Below are 17,864 nucleotides of genomic sequence, written 5' to 3'. Positions count from 1 at the left end.
CGAGCCAGGGTGCCGACGCGACGCCGGAGCTGACCGGGCGCCGACGCACGACACCGAGTGCCGGCGAACGACTGAGGCACCGCACTTTAGAGGGGCGGGCGAAGAGAGATCTTCGCACGCCCCTCTGCTATGTTCACCTCGATCCGCGCTCATCCACCTTCCGATTAATCAGTTGTGCACAATTGAATTGTGTGCGACCATTTTGGCATGGATGCGCTCGACCTCGACAGACAGCTCTGCTTCGCTCTCTACTCGGCGTCGCGTGCAATGACCGCGTCATACAAGGATCTGCTGGCCGAGCTCGGCATCACCTATCCGCAGTATCTGGTGATGCTGGTGCTGTGGGAGGAGAATTCCGCGCCCGACGGCGTGACCGTCAAGCACCTCGGCGAGCGTCTGCAGCTCGATTCGGGCACGCTCTCTCCGCTGCTGTCGCGGCTGGAATCGCTCGGCTACGTCACCCGTCACCGCTCCGCCGAGGACTCGCGCAGTGTGTTCATCCGCCCCACCGCCGAGGGCGCCGCAGCCAAGGAGCGCGCCGAGTGCGTTCCGGCCCGGATCGGTGAGCGCACACAGCTCGACTCGGCCGCGATGCCCGAGCTGCTCGAGACCCTGCGCACCCTGACGAGGAATCTGCGCGCGGAACCCGCGCCCGTCGAGTCCCCTGGCCCCGTTCCGCACCATTGAACTCACATCGCACTTGTAGCTTCACAGTGCGCCACTGAACCCGTACTGCACCACTGACCCCACATTTCACCACCGACGCCACTGATCACCACTGATCCCACAACGCACCGCCAACGGAAGGAAGAATCATGAAGGCTCTCTACACTGCAGAGGCACTGGCTACCGGCGAAGGCCGCGACGGCCACGGTCGCACAAACGACGGAAAGGTCGATGTCGATCTCGCCACACCAGCGGAGATGGGCGGCAGCGGCAACGGCACGAATCCCGAGCAGCTCTTCGCGGTCGGCTACGCGGCCTGCTATCACTCGGCGCTGCGCCTCGTGGCCGGTCAAGCCAAGGCGAACGTCGACGACTCTGCGGTCGGCTCACGAGTGAGCATCGGCAAGAACAATGAGGGCGGGTTCCAGCTCGCTGTCGAACTCGAGGTCACCCTCCCGCACCTCGACAAAGCCGAGGCGCAGGCGCTGGCCGACAAGGCCCACCAGGTCTGCCCGTACTCGAATGCCACCCGCGGCAACATCGACGTCTCCATCACCGTCACCGACGACTGAGTTCCGACCGCGTCTGCCTGGCATGGGCGGCAGTCCTCCGCTGGCCAACCGACGGCCGCCGGTGCCCGACCACCTGTGGCACACGGCCTGGAGCGGAACGCAATCAGCACAGCAACCGACACACAGTTGAGGGGCGGGTGAAGATCACTCTTCACCCGCCCCTCAGCCGTATTCGGCCGCCTCGGCGACAATTCCGAGTCGGCGATGGCCCACCGACGAAGCGTCAGCGCTTGGCCATGGCCTCGAGCGCGGACTTCTCGACCGCCTCGGCGACGGCCGGAGCGACACGCGAATCGAGCGCACCGGGCACGATGTAACCGGGCTCGAGATCATCGCCGACGAGATCGGCGATCGCACGAGCGGCGACGAGCTTCATATCGTCGGTGATCTCGTTGGCATCGGCGTCGAGCGCGCCGCGGAAGATTCCGGGGAACGCGAGGACGTTGTTGATCTGGTTCGGGAAGTCGCTGCGCCCGGTGGCCACCACGGTGGCGTACTTGGCGGCGACGTCGGGGGCCACCTCGGGGTTGGGGTTCGACAGGGCGAAGATGATCGCATCGTCGGCCATGTTCTCCAGATGCGCCTCGTCGATGGTGCCGCCGGAGACGCCGATGAAGGCATCGGCACCGTCGAGGGCTTCGCCGATCCCACCGGAGATTCCGCGCGGGTTCGTCGACTCGGCGAGGAACTGCTTGGTCTCGGTGAGGTCGGAGCGGCCGGATTCGACGACTCCCTTGGAATCGAGGACGACGATGTCTTTCACGCCGGCGTCGGCGAGGATCTTCACCACGGCCACACCGGCAGCACCGGCGCCTGAGACGACGACGCGGACGGACTCGAAGGACTTCTTAACCACGCGCAGAGCATTGGTCAGCGCTGCGAGGACGACGACCGCGGTGCCGTGCTGGTCATCGTGCATGACGGGGATGTCGAGGGCTTCCTTGACCCGGTCTTCGATCTCGAAGCAGCGCGGAGCCGAGATGTCCTCGAGGTTGATCGCACCGAAGGTCGGGGCCATGCGGACGATGGTTTCGACGATCTCGTCCGTGTCATTGGTGTCGAGTACGATCGGAATCGCATTCAGCCCGGAGAAGGACTTGAACAGGGCGCACTTGCCCTCCATCACCGGCAGCGAGGCGGCCGGACCGATGTCACCGAGGCCGAGCACAGCCGACCCGTCCGAGATGACCGCGATGAGCCGGCCGGTCCACGTGTGCGTGCGCGCCAGCTGCGGTTCATCCTTGATCGCGGTGCAGACCTTGGCCACGCCCGGCGTGTACGCGATCGAGAGGTCGCGTTGGGTCTGGAGCGGTGAGGTGAGCTCGGCGGAGAGCTTGCCGCCTTCGTGCGCCTCGAAGATCTCAGCGTCGGTGATCGGGCCCTTCGAGCCCTGGTCGGAGGCGGCGGAGTTGTGAGCGGTGGTCGTCATGGTTGATCCTCGTGGTTGATGCGGCGGCGGTTCGTGAGCTTACGAAGCTCGTGAGCACTCGGTTGGGCGAGCACTCCGCTCGATGATCGGATCATCGGTGCAGCCGGCAGTGATCGTCTGGACGTCGGCCGGCGCGGACACGGTCGACCGTGAGCGCAGGCGATGGTCTGGGCGAAGAACTGGTCACCAGTGAAGGATGGTGCGGTGACGTCGACGCGGCCCGCGACATGGCCCTAGGTGAAGGGCGACGCGGTTGCGCGCAGTGCGGATACGGCTCGCAAGAGGCGAGTACCGACCTCATGGGTCGCATCCGACAACTCGATCATCATAACCGATGCTGTGACCCGTTTCACCCGATAATCCGGCCCCACCGAGGCTGTCCCGCCGTTCCGGTGGCATGTTCTCCAGACCTTTGGACCGGCGCAAAACAACCCCTGACCTGGCCGAACGAGGCCGAACGCCCTCATGTCAGCACCGAGTGCAATGATAAGTAGAGAATCAATTCACTATCAATATGTCATCGAAACTTATTCGAATCTTTTTTCTTTTTACTATTGTGAATGTCAGCTTGACCGGCTAAGATCTGATTAACAGCTTTTCAAGTCAGCACCACTTCCCCGACAACGAAGTCCGAGGCAGGTGAAAGAGCAATGAAGGGCACCACCAACCGTTCGACCCCCGACCAGGCAGACGAGCCGGGTGTGACACAGCCGTCGCCCCGATTCGCCATCCGCTTCGAATCAAGCATGTCTCGCTTTGCCGAGAACGCTGTCGCTTCCGACCGTGCCCATTTCTCCCTCCTCGAGTCCGTCTCCTCAGTTGTGTTGGAACAGGTCTTCATCGCCCTCGAACTGCCCATGCCCGAGGGCTCCGAACCGTTTCGCTGCGAGACGATCTCCGCATCCTTTGATCGCCGCGCCAAAGAGTCCGAAGAGAACACCGTCTTCGGCGCTGCGGAGAAGTCGGAGACCTCGTCCAAGGACGCGTCGTCAACCAAGGACCCGTCGTCGCCAGCGGACGACAAGACCGGCACCGGCGGCTCACCTTCCGCGACAGTTGTGCTCTATGACGCCGACTTCGCCCGCGAACAGTTGCGCAAGGCGACTGAGTCCGAGGCGAAGGTCCTGCCCGAGTTCCCGGAGCTCGATGAGGGCATCTGCTTCTCGAAATGGGTCTATGACAATGTCGACGCTGAGGACCTCGTCGAGATCTCGACAGTGCTGGGGACCAACACTGCCCGTACCTACCGTCAGCTCACCGGCGCGATGACGATCTTCTATGGTCTGCCGCGCTTCGCCGACCGTGTCCGCGCCAGAGAGTTCACCCAGGCACATGTCGATGTGGTCGCTCGCCAGTGTGCTGATGTCGCGTTCGACTTCCTTCCGAAGCTCGACATCTTCCTGGCCGCGAGGCGCGCCGATATCACCTGCGAGACCCTGCGCCGGGATCTGGCGAAGATGATCGCCCTGCTCGTTCCGCCGGTCGACAACACCGAACTCGCCACTAAGCGTCGCCGCGTCGATGTCGAAGGCTATAAGGACGGCTCCGCCTGCCTGACCGTCAGCGGGCCTTCAGCGGAGATCTTCGCCTGCTACAACCGAATCCAGGGCATGGCGCTGGCCGTGCATGGAAAGAACAAGTCGGCGTTCAATCTGCCCCTGGGCGTTGAGATCAGCGATGACCGCTCCATCTCTCAGCTCGAGTACGATCTGTTCACCCGGCCAGTGCCGGAACTCAAGGTCAAGGTCATTTCAGTCGACCCGATCACGGGTATCCAAACCACCGTAGAGAAGTCGCTGCTCGACACCGACGGCGAGCTCATTCCGGATATGGACTCCGACGACGCCGTCGCCGACTTCGCGAAGCACGTCGCTTCGGACTCGGCCGACAGCGCCACAGGGTCGTCCGCCGGGCGCTCGTCCGACAGCAGCACAGAGTCGTCCGACGGATTCTCTGTCGCCAACCGACCGAACGGTTCGGCTTTCCGACCCGACTGCAGCGTCGAAGGTGAGGACCCTGACGGTCCCATTGAATATGTCGTCAAGCTGCGTATGCCCACAAGCGCGTGGTGGCTGTCGCATCAGGCCGCCACCGTGGTGACCGTTCCGTTCCTCTCGCTCACTGGAGACTCTGACCTGCCCGGCACTTTCGCCGATGGCTCACCGGTACCCGTCGAGGTGGCTCGCAACATCGCCGGCCGGTCGAAGAGCATCCAGCGGATCCTCACCGATCCCGCCACCGGCACTCCCATCGACGCCAAAGCGACCACTTACCAGGTCCCCAGGGATCTTCGGAAGACCTTGGTCGAGCAGTGGACAGTGTGCACCGTTCCCGGCTGTGTTCGTCGGGCTGAGAAGTCGGAGATCGACCATGTCGTTCCGTTCTTCCATCTGGATCCGCTCAAGGGCGGTCTCACTCGGTTCGGAAACCTTCATCCTCTGTGCAAGAAGCACCATGCGTTGAAGACCGCCGGCCGCCTTCGGGTCACTATGCCCAAATCCGGTGAGCTCGATTACGAGTTCAAGCACGGAATCTCGACCACTGTGTCGGCGCCGGGCCAGCCGATCAATGTTGCCCAAGCGCTCGAATTCGATTCCCTGGGACGACTGGGTCTCAAGCGGTGGAAACTGCCCTGGTCGATGGTTCCCGCAGCACCAAGGGTGCTCGAGCTCATGCCTGGCGAGTCGACGATTCGTCAACGCGACGAAGAGAAGCGCCAACGGGAGGAACGCGAAGCACACCAGCGACGTCTTTCGGAGGCGTATCGGGAGCAGCAGGCTGAAATCAGGCGGCTGCGGCTGGAGCGTTGCCTCAATTGGGCGAACTCTGACCACCAGCGCAGTCTGCCCACCGGAAGCGACCCCGCGGCTCGGAAGCAGCTAACTGGAGACCGTCATAAGGCCTACCGAATTCGGATGGCTCAGATCAATGCGGAACGAGCACGCTTACGGAAGGAAGCGGCGCGGAAGAAGAAGGAAGCCGCAGCCAAAGAGGCCAAGGTCGCAGCCCGGGAGAAAGCCGCCGTCTCCGAGGCACTCGCTGACGTCTCGCCGAGGTACACCCCGGACAGCTCGGGAACCACTGACCCGTGGGATTCCCGCTACGTACCTGAGAAGGTCAGTTGGGACCACGACCTCGAGTTCAATCCCCCGCCGTTCTGACCTCTCGCGCCGCTCAGCTGCACCGGTCTGCCCCAATCCCGTTGCACAATCACCAGTGTGCAGCTCACTGGACAACTCCCACCGCACTAACACCGCCGCGCACATGCCACCGCACAATCACCGCTGCACCCATGCCACTGCACAAACACCGCCGTACCGAGGTTGGTCCTCGGTGCGGCGGTGATGCTCCACGGTTTCGCTTCATGATTCGTTGGCACTCATCCGAAGCGATCCGATGGTGTGAGGGCCTGCGATCAGGGCACTCGGTCGTCCTCACAGCTGGTGCCCGATCCTGTGAGGTCAGCGCGCCACCTTGCTACCGGGAAAGGGTGAGCCGCCCTGCCGTCAGGCCAGTGTGAAGCGCAGCGGGATCGACGCCCAACCGCGCAGAGCGTTGTTGTGGTGGCGGCGGACGCCGTGTTCGCAGGCGACTTCGATCTTCGCGACCTTGGGGATGAGCTGCTCGAGCAGGCAGCTCGCCTGCAGACGGGCGGCATGTTGACCGACGCACTGATGGATGCCCATGCCGAATGCCAGGTGACCCGACGGGTCACGAGAGAGATCGAACTTCTCGGGGTTCTCCCACCGGCGCGGGTCACGATTCGCAGCACCGAAGCACATCATCACTCGGGTATCCGCAGGGATGATGCAGCCGTCCACATTGATCGCCTCAGACGTCTCACGGAACGTCTGCTGAACCGGCGACTCCCATCGCAGCGACTCGTCGAAAGCCACACGTTTGAGACCGGGATTCTCACGCAGCGCCTCCCACTGTTCGGGATTCGTCGCGAGCCCGTAGAGCATGCTCGAAATGCCGTACACCGTCGTGTCCACGCCCGCGGTGATGAGGGACCTGGTCAGCAGCGGAGCGAAGTCATGGAGAATCTCACCGCGGTCGGCTGCAGCCCAGATGTCGGCACCGAAGCCTTCCTCCTTGAGGTTCTCCCGCTGGCACTGCTGATTCGCCCACTCGGCCATCTCGCCGGCAGGACACTTGTTCTCGGTGACGAGTTCATTGGGCGGACCGACCAGGTTGAAGATGTAGTCGGCGTACTCGACGAGCCCTTCCTTGCCTTCGTCACTGATTCCAGAGGCATCGGGGAAGAAGTTGACCGGGAACACCGCGCCGATGTCGCCGAATGCATCGACGTCGACCTGATCACCGGAGTTCTTGCCGGCCAGCAGTTCATCGATGAGTGTGCCGGCGCGCTTCATGCACTGATCGGTCATCGCACGCAGCACTCGAGCGGAGAGGATCTCCTGCAGAACTTCCCGCGGAGTGTCATGCTCGGGCGGATCCATCTGCAGCAGCCCACGTGCATGCCACGGCTTCTCGAGACCGACGCCGCGGCCGGATACGAAACCCTGCCAGTCCGAGACGGCAGCAGACAGATGCTCGAAGCGCCCGATCGCGTAGGCATCATACTTCGACAGATAGACGACGGGCCCGGCTTCGCGGAGTCGTTCTTGGAAGGGCAGCGGATTCTCCAGCGTCTCCCGGGAGAACGGGTCGTCGTCGAGAACCGGGACCGAACGGCCCTGATCGGAGGCTGCCGGATCAACAGCGGTGGTGGTCATGAATGATTCCTCTTCTTACAGGTCGAGTTCGAGGCGGTCGCTGACGGCGCGGGAGACGCAGACGAACATCCGGTCGTTCTTCTCGCGTTCGGCATCGTTGAGCAGCGAATCGCGGTGTTCGGGTTTGCCCTTGAGCACGGCGACTTCACAGGTGCCGCAGACTCCCTCGTTGCACGAGGAGAGCACGGGAACTCCGGCGTCGGTCAGCGCCCCCAGGACAGTCTGATTCGTTCCGACCTCGACGCACTTCTTGCTCCGCGCGAGGTCCAGCATGAAGGGTTCGGTGCGCACAGGCGCAGGCAGAGTTGCGGGCACGAAGCGCTCGAAGCGCACCGCCCACGACGGCCAGTTCTCGGCGGCTTTCTGCACGACGTTGAGCAGCGGTTCGGGACCGCAGCAGTACACGCGTCCGTCTTCGACGGGCTCGGCCAGGTAGGACAGGTCCATGAAACCCTTCTCGTCCTGTGGCCAGAAGGTGACCTTGTCGCCGTACTCGGCGAGCGTATCGAGAAACGCCATCGAGTCGGTGGACCGGCCGCCGTAGTTGAGGTGCCACGAGACACCGAGCTGCTCAGCTGCTTCGACCATCTTCAAGATCGGAGTGATGCCGATTCCGCCGGCGATGAACTCGATGTGCTTGGCCTGCGACAGCGAGAAGTTGTTGCGGGGAGTGCCGACAGTGACCATGTCACCGACGTCGAGTTTCTCGTGGATATAGGCCGATCCGCCCTTCGATTTCGGCTCCCGCAGAACCGCGATCTCGTAAGCGTGAGGGTCCCAGCGATCGCCGCACAGCGAATAGTGGCGCGACAGCGCATCCCCGTGGGTCTGCGGAACCACGATCTCGATATGAGCACCGGGCGTCCAGAACGGCACCCGTCCCCCGTTGGGATCAACCAGTCGCAGCTTCACGATTCCATCGGCGACCATGTCCTTGCTTTCGACCCGCAGCGTCTGGATTCCGGGCTTGCCGGCTACAGCGTTCCGAGTCGTCGCAACATCCTTGTTGTCAACAGCGAGCGTTTCCATGTGTTCATCATTCCCGGCTCGCCGCGGCGGCACAACGTCGCATCCCCTATCAAGGCGATAGACAAAGTGACCCACACCTCGATCACCGAGGCGGCCCCGCACTTCCGCAAGCCCCTGATCCCGCATCTCGCCGAGGTGGCCCCACCGTTCCGTCCGCCCGTCCCCTTGATTCGCGGGCGGCGAGGTTTGGAAACTGCCGAGTTGAAAGCATGGGAGGTGGAATTTAGATCAATTGAACACAGCCGTGGCCCGAACTTCTCACGGAGTTCGGGCCGCAATCGCTGACTGCAGGTCGGCGCCCGACCGACACCTCAGGCGCTGATCCAGCGTCCGGTCGTCGCAGGAAAGGTCCGGTCGTCGATGGAGAGGCTCGGTCGTCGATCGAGAGGTCCGTTCAGTCGACGGAGGAGTCCGTTCAGTCGAACTCCTTCAGAGCCTCGTGACCAATCTCGATGAGCAGGGGAACGGCGTTGCCGACATTCTCGAAACCATCCCCCAGCATCTGTCCTTTGAGGTGGCGGTAGCGCACGCCTTCGGAGATTCCGGCGAGCTTGAAGCAGGCGAGACCGAGGTGGAAACCGAACCCGTCGAGGTCACGACCGCTCTCGGCGGCGTATTGTTCGATGATCGCGTTCTCACTCGGATACCCGGGAGTCAGCGTCGCATCCGCAGGACCCTTGAGATTCTCAGGCCAATCGGCGACCAACCGGGCCCGCTTCTGATACGTGAGCATGAGTGCGAGGTCCATGAGCGGTTCCCCGAGGGTCGCGAGTTCCCAGTCGATGATCGCTGCGGGCCGGTCGTCAGCGCCCATGAGCACATTGTCGAGTCGAAAATCCCCGTGGACGATGCCGGCCGCGGAGTGCGCAGGCACCCGCGCCTCGAGTTCGGCGTGGAGCTCATCGGCACCCGGCAGCTCGCGGGTCCTCGACGCGTCGAGCTGCTTCTTCCACCGGCTGACCTGGCGGGCGAGGAACCCCTCCGGTCGGCCGAATTCGGTCAGCCCCACCTCGGCGGGATCGACCTGATGCAGGTCGACGAGGATGCTGATCAGGCGTTTCCCGATCGCCTCCACCTGCTCGGCACCGAGCGGCTCGAGTTCCTCACGGAACCGGTAGGGCACCCCGTCGATGCGCTCCATGATGTAGAAATCCGCGCCGAGCACATCATGATCATCGCAGTACGCGATCATCTCCGGCACCGGGACGGCCCCGCGCAGGGCACCCGCAATCGTGAACTCACGCTTCATATCATGGGCGGTAGCCATGACCTTGCCCAGTGGCGGACGACGCAGGATCCAGTCGTGGGTACCGTCGGTGAGCTCGTAGGTGAGGTTGGATTTGCCGCCCTCGATGAGTCGCACGGACAGGTCACCGGCGATGAGTCCCGAGTGCTCGGCTTCCAGCCACGTAGTCAGCCGCACCAGGTCGACGCCGCTGCGGCTATCGGACGCGGACTCGAGCGTTGACGTCTGCTCATTCACAGTGATCTCACTTTCTCAGTTCTGCTCAAGTGGGCACGGTCGTTCAAGGTCAGACATGGTCCCTCGCCGAGGCGAGTCTGCCGAGTCGCTCAGGCGCGGGCGAATTCCGGGACGAGGCTCTCGTAGGTGACTTGGCCCTTCTCGATGTTTCCGAAGCGCTCGGCCAGCTTGATCATCCGCTCGGTCGACTCCCTGGGGGCTTTGAACATCGGCTTCACCTTCGGCTTGATGTTCTTGGCGTAATGCTCGATGTACGCCTCGGCGATCGGCAGTCCCTTGCCGTTCATGCTGGTGGTATCGAGCAGCTTCGCCGCATCCGCCCGGTTCTCGAGCATCCACGTCTCAGCCTCTTCATTCGCGGAGATCCACCCCTTGACCCGATCCAGGTCGTTCTCCAGCGACGATTCCTGCACGGCCAGACCGACCACGGCCTGGTTGCGCATGACGTCAGGCATATTGTCGGCGGAGAACTCCGCGAGGATCGAGCTTCCGGTGGCTTCGCAGAGGAACCTCGTCGACGTCCACTGCACGGACACGACCGCGTCGACGCGGTCGTTGTTGAGGTTCGGGATCATCTGAGCCGATGTGCCCACAGCCAACGAAGTGATGTCGTCGTAGGTCAGCCCGGCCGTTTCGAGCGCGAGCCTCAGCTGCAGGTCCGAACCCGCACCGATCGCCGTGACTCCGACCTTCTTGCCCTTGAGCGCACGGATCTTCTCCTCGAAGCTTGCGTCCTCGCTCGGCCATTTGACGTTCTTGTTGCCGATGATGGCGTAGCTCGACTCCGGCATTCGGGCCCCGACCATCATCGGACGCTTGCCCTTGCTCGCATTGCCGTGTGAGGCCACGAGCAGAAGAGTGTCGACGGCGGTGGCATTGAGCGAACCGGCCACAAGCAGCTGCATGCCCTGCACACCGCTCTGCGCGACGAGATGTTCGGACACGGTGAGTCCGTGCTTCGCGTACTGCTTCTGAGCGAGGTTGATCGTGTCGAAGAAGTAGGAGTCGCCCGGGAACGCCCCGATGGCATATTCGCCGGCAGCCGCGGCAGGCTCCTCTCCCCCGCAGCCCGCCAGGAACGGGGTGGCGCCGAGCGCTGCCGCGCCCGCACCGAAGTACTTGATGAGCGAACGCCGGGAGACCGACGCCTCGCCCCCACGGCCGGAACGGATCCGACCGGGCAGGTGCAGTGGTGCATTCATGGTGACTCCTTTGTCATATCGCATGAGTTGTGGTGGCCGGTGGGTCAGATCCGGGTTCCGAAACGAGTCCGTGCCAGATTCTCGATCAGCCCCAGGCCTGCGACCCACAGTCCGGTCATGCTCCGGCGCCGTGTTCCATGACGACGCGTCCGACCGTCTCACCGTCGGCGAGGCGCTGCAGACCTGCGGGCACCTCGGCCAGTTCGATCGTTTCGCTGACGAACGGTTCGATGAGGCCCTCGTCGGCGAGCCGGGTCAGTTCCGCGTGGCAGTCGTCGACGGCCTGCGGGTTCCGCGTGTTGTACAGACCCCAGTGGATGCCGAGGATCGAGTAGTTCTTCACCAGCGCATGGTTGAGCTTCGCGGACTGGATCTCTCCCCCGGCGAAACCGACGACGATGATGCGTCCCTCGAAGTTGATGCACTTCGTCGACCGCGCATAGGTCTCACCGCCGACCGGATCGAAGATGACATCGGCACCGCGGCCCTCGGTCTCGGCCTTGACGATCTCCACGAAGTCCTCTGATCTGCGGTCGATGACGACGTCCGCGCCGAGCTGCCGAGCATACTCGGCCTTCGCAGATCCGCCGACGACGCCGATGACTCGAGCGCCCGCGGCCTTGCCCAACTGGATCGCGGCGCTGCCGACACCGCCGGCCGCCGCATGGACCAAGAGGGTCTCGCCCTTCTGGATGCGCGCCAGTCGATGCAGACCGAACCACCCGGTCTGATACCCGATGAACAGGCAGGACGCCTTCGCATTGTCGAGCGACTCCGGGGCCCGGTGGACGATTCCCTGGTCCATGATCGCCAGTTCGGAGAACCCGCCGTACGGCAGAGTGGTCAGTCCGATGACCCGGTCCCCCACCTGCGCCCGGGTGACCCCGGGACCTGCGGCGATGACCTCGGCGCAGACCTCGCGGCCCGGGGTGAACGGCAGATCGGGTCTCTCCTGGTATTCACCGCGGCACATGAGCACATCGGGGAAGTTCGCCGCCGAGGCGAGGATCCGCACGAGCACCTGCCCCTCCCCAGGAGTCGGGGTCTCGTTCGTGCGCAGTTCCAGCGCCTGGCTGGGTTCGCCGAGTTCCGTCACCGCCCACGCCGCGAAGTTCTCCGGCACGGACGTATCCGAAGCGGATCCCATCACCGAGGCGGCCACGCCGTCGGCGGCGGCCGTCCCATTCGCGTCGGCGCAGCGTTCCCCGCCCGCGTCGGTGCGCACGGTCTCGTCGACTGCTGTCTGCGTCATTCTCACTCCGCTTCGATGTCGTAGAGCGGCTGCCCCGGCGTCACCGAGTCACCCTCCTTGACGTGGATCTTCACGATGTCGCCGCCGTCTTCGGCCATGACGGGAATCTCCATCTTCATGGCTTCGAGGATGAGCACGACGCCGTCCTCCTCGATGGAGTCGCCTTCGTTCGCGATGATCTTCCAGACGTTGGCGCCCATATCGGCGTTGATGGTGTCGGCCATGTCATGCACTCCTCTGCGCTTGTTTGGCGAGCTTCGCCAAACGCTTCTGTTCTGCCTGGGTCGCCTCGACGAGCCCGGTGTCATACTGTCCGCTGCCGAATTCCTCGGTCTCGAGGAGGACTTCGAGGAACGGCGCGTTCGTCGTCAGTCCCTCGATCTCGAGCTCGGCGAGTGCGCCTTTCGCGCGTTCCAACGCGGTCTCCCGGTCCGGACCGAAAGCACAGACCTTGGCCACGAGGGAATCGAAGTGCTGCGTCACCTCGGTGCCGGCAGTGAAGCCGGAATCGACGCGGATTCCCTCACCCGACGGCTCGGTATAGATGAGGATCGGTCCAGGGCGGGGGTAGAACCGCTTCGGGTCCTCGGCGCAGATGCGCAGCTCGATCGCGTGGCCGTTCTGCTTCGGCGCGAAGTCCGGCGTGGTTGTGCCCGTGGTCGCAATCGCCAGCTGCTGTTCGACGATGTCGACCCCGTGGGTGAGCTCCGTGATCGGATGCTCGACCTGGATGCGCGTGTTCATCTCGAGGAAGACGAAGTCCCCCGTGGTCGTGTCGACGAGGAATTCCACGGTTCCCGCATTGACGTATCCCACCGCCGAGGCGGCCGCGACGGCGGATTCGATGAGTCGTTCTCGTATGGCCGGGTCGAGGTTCGGTGCCGGGGATTCTTCGATGAGCTTCTGATGGCGGCGCTGCGTGGAGCAGTCGCGTTCGCCGAGGTCGACGATGGTGCCGTCGGCCCGGCCGAGGATCTGCACCTCGACGTGGCGTGCGGCTGCGATGAAGCGTTCGACGAAGACGCGGTCGCTGCCGAAGCTGCGGGCGGCCATCGACCGGGTGTTCTCGAACGCGGTGCGCAGCTCCTCGTCGTTGTGAGCCACGGCCATGCCGATTCCCCCGCCTCCGGCGGAGGCCTTGACCATGACGGGATAGCCGATCCGATGGGCCTCGGCCACCGCCTCGGCGGCGGAGTTCTGGGCCGCTCCGGCGTCACCGCTGATGGGCACGCCCGCCTCGGCGACGGCACGACGGGATTCGACCTTGTCGCCCATCTTCACGATCGCCTCAGCCGACGGACCCACCCAAGCGAGTCCCGCCTCGGTGACGGATCGGGCGAAGTCCGCGTTCTCGGCGAGGAATCCGTAGCCGGGATGGATCGCGGTCGCACCGTGCTCGACCGCGATCGTCAGTATCTGGTCGCCGTCGAGATACGACTTCACGGGGGTCTCGCCGTCAAGGGCCACCGCTTCGTCGGCCTCTTTCACGAAGGGCAGCTTCACGTCGACGGGATCGTGGACGGCGATGGTGCGCACACCGAGTCGCTTCGCGGTGCGGATGATGCGGCGGGCGATCTCGCCGCGGTTGGCCACCAGCAGGCAGTCGGGGAGTTCACTCATATTCTTTGCCTTTCTCCGGATCTCGATGGAGGTCAGTAGCCGGTGGGCCACATGCTCAGGTTGTGTTCGCCGATTCCGCTGGTGCGGGCGTTGTACTGGTCGGCGAGCGCGTTGATGATGAACTCGCGGGTGTCGGCCGGGTCGATGACCTGTTCGAAGCCGTAGACGCCGGCGACGTCGTAGGCGGAGGTGCCCTTCTCCATTTCGGCGAGCTTCTCCGCGTAGAGCTCCGGGTCCTCGTCGGGTTCGATTCCGTGGACGACGGACACTGCCGAGGTGGGGTCCATGAAGCTGACTTCGGTCGTCCACCAGCCGGCGGTGGCATCGGCGGTTCCGCCGCCGCCCATGTTGATGAAGGCCTGGCCGTAGTTCTTGCGCATCGTCACCGCGATCTTCGGCACGGTCACCAGTGACAGTGCGTTCATCCAGTTGATGATCTTGCCGGCGACCTTGCTGCGTTCGGCCTCCATGCCGATGAGGAAGCCCGGTTGGTCGGTGAGCATGACGACCGGGATGTTGTAGGAGTCGCAGAGGACGAGCAGCGAGGTCGCCTTGTCGCAGGCCGCCGCGTCGAGGGCGCCGCCCTTGAACTGCGGGTTGTTGGCGATGATGCCGACGGTCTGGCCGTTGATACGCGCGAGGCAGGTGACCAGGGATTTTCCGTAGCGGGCCTTGAGCGGGAACACCGAGTCGATGTCCGCGATGCAGTCGATGACCTTGCGGACGTCGTAGGTCTGGGTGCGGGATTCGGGGACGATGTCGTTGATCTCATGACCACGGTCTCCCGACCCCTCGGGCACCTCGGCGAGAGGCGGCATCTCGTTGTTGTGCTGCGGCATGTACGAGAGGAACTGCCGGACGAGGTCGATGGCCTCCTCGTCGTCCTTGGCCACTGCGTCGGCGTAGCCGGTGATGTCCGCATGGACCTTCCACCCTCCGAGCTCCTGCTCATCGACCTTCTGGCCGGTGGCGCGGGAGACGAGTCCCGGGCTGGACACGGCCAGCACGCTGCTCTTGGTGAACACGGCGAAGTCCGAGACCATCGTGTGCCAGGCAGCCGAGCCGAAGCAGTATCCGAAGGTGGCCGCCGCCCAGGGGCTTTCGCGCTTGCGCAGGAACCGGGTCGCGGAGTTCGCATTGCCCATTCCGGTGCCGCCCATGGCGTCGGGCATGCGCACGCCGGTGGATTCGTTGAGGTAGACGAGAGGCGTGCCGGTCTTCGCCGACAGCTGCTTGAAGTGCGACATCTTCTTGTCGGCCATCGGTGAGGACGATGCGCCTTTGACGGTGAAGTCGTAGCCGATGACGAAGCTGCGGCGGCCATTGATCTCACCGGCGCCGGTGACCTTGCCGTCGGCGGGGGTCTTGTCTTTGTCGGCCGGGACGGCAGAGGTGACGAACACTCCGGACTCGCGGAAGGTGCCGTCGTCGACGAGGCGGTCGATGCGTTCGCGGGCGTTGAGTCTGCCGGCAGCGCGGCGGGCATCGAGCTTGTGCTGAGCACCCATGGCCTGGGCCTTCGCCAGTCGGCGCTGGTGGTCTTCGACGTAGCTGAGATTCTCGCCGGTGCTCGCGGTGTCCTGGTCCTTCATGTCATTCGCCTTTCCTGCAGCGGTCTGCGTTGAACGCTGTTGCGGGGTTGGGGGTGTGCGAGGCCACGGCGCGATGCTGTTCGCCGACGGCACGGGCGGCGACCGCGGCGTCTTCGAAGGCGCCGAAGACGGGGATGCCGAGTCCGCGGGCGCGCTTCGTGTAGTCGTCGATCATCGCCGCGGTCTCGGCGCTGCCGTCGCCCTTGAGGACGAGCATCTGCTGGGTCGGGGTCGCCGAGGCGGCCGAGGCCTCGGCCACGGACGCGATGATCCGGCCGGTGACGTCGCCGAGGATGTCACCGAGGTTGCGCTGGATGATCCCGACGTTGAGGTGGGTGATCATCGTGGCAGCGGGAGTGCCGGCCGCCTCGGTGCCGTCGAGGACGAGGGAGACGATATCGCCGGCGATCTCACCGGACTTGACCGCCAGGGTTCCGGCGGGCACGTCGATGGGGTTGGCGAAGCCGTTGCCCGGCGGCACCTCGAGGCTCTCAAGAGAGTCGACGAGTTCGGCGGGGAACGTCGGCGTGGCCTTGCCCTCACGGTCAAGGGCGTCGGCGGCGAGCACGCTGGCTCCGCCGCCGTTGCCGAAGAGCACGACGTCATCGCCGTAGATCGGCTTCGACAGATCCAAGGTCGACAGGGCGTGCAGGGCGGATGCGAAGTCACCGAGCGAATCGACAAGCGTGATGCCGGCCTGCCGGGCGAAGGCCGGCCACAGGCGGTGGTTTCCGGCCAGGGCACCGGTGTGGCTGCTGGCAGCCCGCGACCCGCCTGCGGTGCGACCGCCGGCCAGCAGAACCACGGGTTTGCGCTGCGGTGAGGCCCCCAAGGTGCGCAGCACTTCGGCTGCGATGACAAGCGACTCGAGGTAGAGACCGATGACCTCGACCCCGTCGTCATCGAGGTGAGCGCGGACGAGTTCGGCAGCGGAGACATCGGCGCTGTTGCCGATGGACACGACGCTGTGGAAATCGATTCCGCGGTCGGCACCGACTCGCAGGATGTCGACGCTCAAGCCCCCGGACTGAGAGACCACGGCGGTCGATCCGGGGGTCAGCGGCGCCTCGGGGATGAAGGACAGATGGGCGGCGGAGACGTGCGTGCCCAGGCAGTTGGGGCCGATGAGGCGAATGCCGGCTTCCTTGACCGCGGCCGTGAGCTCGGCTTCGAGTTCGATGCCTTCTTCGACCTCACCGAAGCCCGAGGAGATGACCTGAGCGAAGCGGAGCTTCCCTGCGCCTTTGGCCAGTGCCTCAGCGACCCGGGCACCCGGCAGGGCGACGTAGGCGTAGTCGACGGGTTCGTCGACGGCACCGAGGTCAGCGGCCGTCGGCAGGCCCTCGATCGCCTCGGCGGTGGGATGGATCGGGATGATCGTGCCGGAGAACCCGCCCTCCTGGAGGTTGCGGATGTACCGGTTGCACATGTTCGGGTTCTTCGCACTCGCCCCGAGGACTGCGACTCGACGGGGGTTGAACAGCGGACCGAAGTCCGCGGTGCTGGCAGCGGGGGCGGGCCGGGGGCCGGGAATGGCCTCGCCGACGAGGAAGCGCGCGTCGACGGCGATGGCACCGGATTCGGAGACGATGATCGGGTTGAGGTCGATCTCGACAACCTCTTCGGGCAGTTCGGCCAACAGCCCTGCGGGTCCGGCGAGGTTCGAGATGAGGTCGATGAGTGCGGGCAGATCGGCGCTCACTCCCCCGCGGGCACCGTCGAGGACCTTCATACCGCGCAGCTGGCCGAGCATGTCCGCGATCTGCGGCTTCGTCAGCGGTGCGGTGCCGAAGGCGATGTCTTCGAAGACCTCGACGAGGATGCCGCCGAGTCCCACCATGACGTTCCACCCGATCCCCGGGGACCGGACGGCGCCGACGATGACTTCGTGGCCGCGGGGCGCCATCTCTTCGACGAGGAGGCCGGTGAGTTCATGGCCCGCCTCACGCAGCGACAGCGTCATCTCCGCCTCGACCCGGGACAGTTCGTCCGAGGTGACTCCGACGCGGACTCCTCCGGCATCGGACTTGTGCACCAGGGTGGGCGAGATCGCTTTGACGACGAGCGGATCGCGCAGGTTCGCAGGGCAGGGCTGGCCGAGTTCGAGCTGGGCACCGGAGGGAACGTCGATTCCGTAGGAGGCCAGGAGCGATTTGCCCTCGGCTTCGGTGAACATCCCAGATTCTCGGGACCGTGCGTTGGCGACGAGGGTGCCGAGCGAAGCTGCGCTGCTCCGCAGAGGCGTATCGACTGACAAGAGAATGACCTCACTGTGATTCG

At 64.6% G+C, this 17,864-nt stretch carries 14 protein-coding genes; 4 read left to right on the top strand and 10 right to left on the bottom strand.

Annotated features, from left to right (window positions below):
• The first annotated feature begins 207 nt into the window (after positions 1 to 207).
• Positions 208 to 687, top strand: a complete 480-nt coding sequence (locus tag HIM68_RS19230) for a MarR family winged helix-turn-helix transcriptional regulator (protein ID WP_172174884.1) — start codon at positions 208 to 210, stop codon at positions 685 to 687.
• Between the two features lie 128 nt (positions 688 to 815).
• Positions 816 to 1,238 carry an organic hydroperoxide resistance protein gene (locus HIM68_RS17770; RefSeq protein WP_139906927.1) on the top strand — a complete coding sequence of 141 codons (423 nt, stop codon included), beginning with the start codon at positions 816 to 818 and terminating at the stop codon, positions 1,236 to 1,238.
• Between the two features lie 223 nt (positions 1,239 to 1,461).
• On the opposite strand, the gene HIM68_RS17765 is transcribed toward HIM68_RS17770, so the two are convergent.
• Entirely contained in the window at positions 1,462 to 2,667 is a 1,206-nt protein-coding gene (locus HIM68_RS17765; RefSeq protein WP_172174881.1) for an NADP-dependent malic enzyme, read from the bottom strand.
• Between the two features lie 650 nt (positions 2,668 to 3,317).
• On the opposite strand from HIM68_RS17765, the gene HIM68_RS17760 reads away from it, so the two are divergent.
• Positions 3,318 to 5,828 (top strand): HNH endonuclease signature motif containing protein, encoded by a 2,511-nt coding sequence (locus HIM68_RS17760; RefSeq protein ID WP_172174878.1) that lies wholly within the window; start codon positions 3,318 to 3,320, stop codon positions 5,826 to 5,828.
• A 345-nt stretch (positions 5,829 to 6,173) separates the two neighbouring features.
• Here HIM68_RS17760 and HIM68_RS17755 read toward each other — a convergent pair whose 3' ends face one another.
• Positions 6,174 to 7,406 (bottom strand): cytochrome P450, encoded by a 1,233-nt coding sequence (locus tag HIM68_RS17755; protein ID WP_172174875.1) that lies wholly within the window; start codon positions 7,404 to 7,406, stop codon positions 6,174 to 6,176.
• 15 nt (positions 7,407 to 7,421) lie between these two features.
• Positions 7,422 to 8,435 (bottom strand): PDR/VanB family oxidoreductase, encoded by a 1,014-nt coding sequence (locus HIM68_RS17750; RefSeq protein WP_172174872.1) that lies wholly within the window; start codon positions 8,433 to 8,435, stop codon positions 7,422 to 7,424.
• On the opposite strand from HIM68_RS17750, the gene HIM68_RS17745 reads away from it, so the two are divergent.
• Positions 8,436 to 8,720, top strand: coding sequence for a hypothetical protein (locus HIM68_RS17745; protein WP_172174869.1), 285 nt, complete (start codon positions 8,436 to 8,438; stop codon positions 8,718 to 8,720).
• A 130-nt stretch (positions 8,721 to 8,850) separates the two neighbouring features.
• On the opposite strand, the gene HIM68_RS17740 is transcribed toward HIM68_RS17745, so the two are convergent.
• The 7 genes from HIM68_RS17740 to HIM68_RS17710 form a co-directional block, all read right to left on the bottom strand.
• Entirely contained in the window at positions 8,851 to 9,918 is a 1,068-nt protein-coding gene (locus HIM68_RS17740) for a phosphotransferase family protein (RefSeq protein WP_172174866.1), read from the bottom strand.
• Positions 9,919 to 10,007: 89 nt separating this feature from the next.
• Positions 10,008 to 11,120, bottom strand: a complete 1,113-nt coding sequence (locus HIM68_RS17735) for an ABC transporter substrate-binding protein (protein ID WP_172174863.1) — start codon at positions 11,118 to 11,120, stop codon at positions 10,008 to 10,010.
• A gap of 115 nt (positions 11,121 to 11,235) precedes the next feature.
• Entirely contained in the window at positions 11,236 to 12,372 is a 1,137-nt protein-coding gene (locus HIM68_RS17730) for an NADPH:quinone oxidoreductase family protein (RefSeq protein WP_253904048.1), read from the bottom strand.
• A gap of 2 nt (positions 12,373 to 12,374) precedes the next feature.
• Positions 12,375 to 12,596, bottom strand: coding sequence for a biotin/lipoyl-binding carrier protein (locus HIM68_RS17725; protein WP_172174860.1), 222 nt, complete (start codon positions 12,594 to 12,596; stop codon positions 12,375 to 12,377).
• 1 nt (position 12,597) lies between these two features.
• Entirely contained in the window at positions 12,598 to 13,992 is a 1,395-nt protein-coding gene (locus HIM68_RS17720; protein WP_172174857.1) for an acetyl/propionyl/methylcrotonyl-CoA carboxylase subunit alpha, read from the bottom strand.
• A gap of 32 nt (positions 13,993 to 14,024) precedes the next feature.
• Positions 14,025 to 15,584, bottom strand: a complete 1,560-nt coding sequence (locus HIM68_RS17715; protein ID WP_172174854.1) for an acyl-CoA carboxylase subunit beta — start codon at positions 15,582 to 15,584, stop codon at positions 14,025 to 14,027.
• A gap of 1 nt (position 15,585) precedes the next feature.
• Positions 15,586 to 17,841 (bottom strand): acetate--CoA ligase family protein, encoded by a 2,256-nt coding sequence (locus HIM68_RS17710; RefSeq protein ID WP_172174851.1) that lies wholly within the window; start codon positions 17,839 to 17,841, stop codon positions 15,586 to 15,588.
• Positions 17,842 to 17,864 lie beyond the last annotated feature (23 nt).

Source organism: Brevibacterium sp. CT2-23B (assembly GCF_013168765.1).
GTDB lineage: Bacteria > Actinomycetota > Actinomycetes > Actinomycetales > Brevibacteriaceae > Brevibacterium > Brevibacterium sediminis.
Note: the sequence above shows the minus strand (reverse complement) of the source record. Positions and strands in the feature narration are given on the sequence as shown.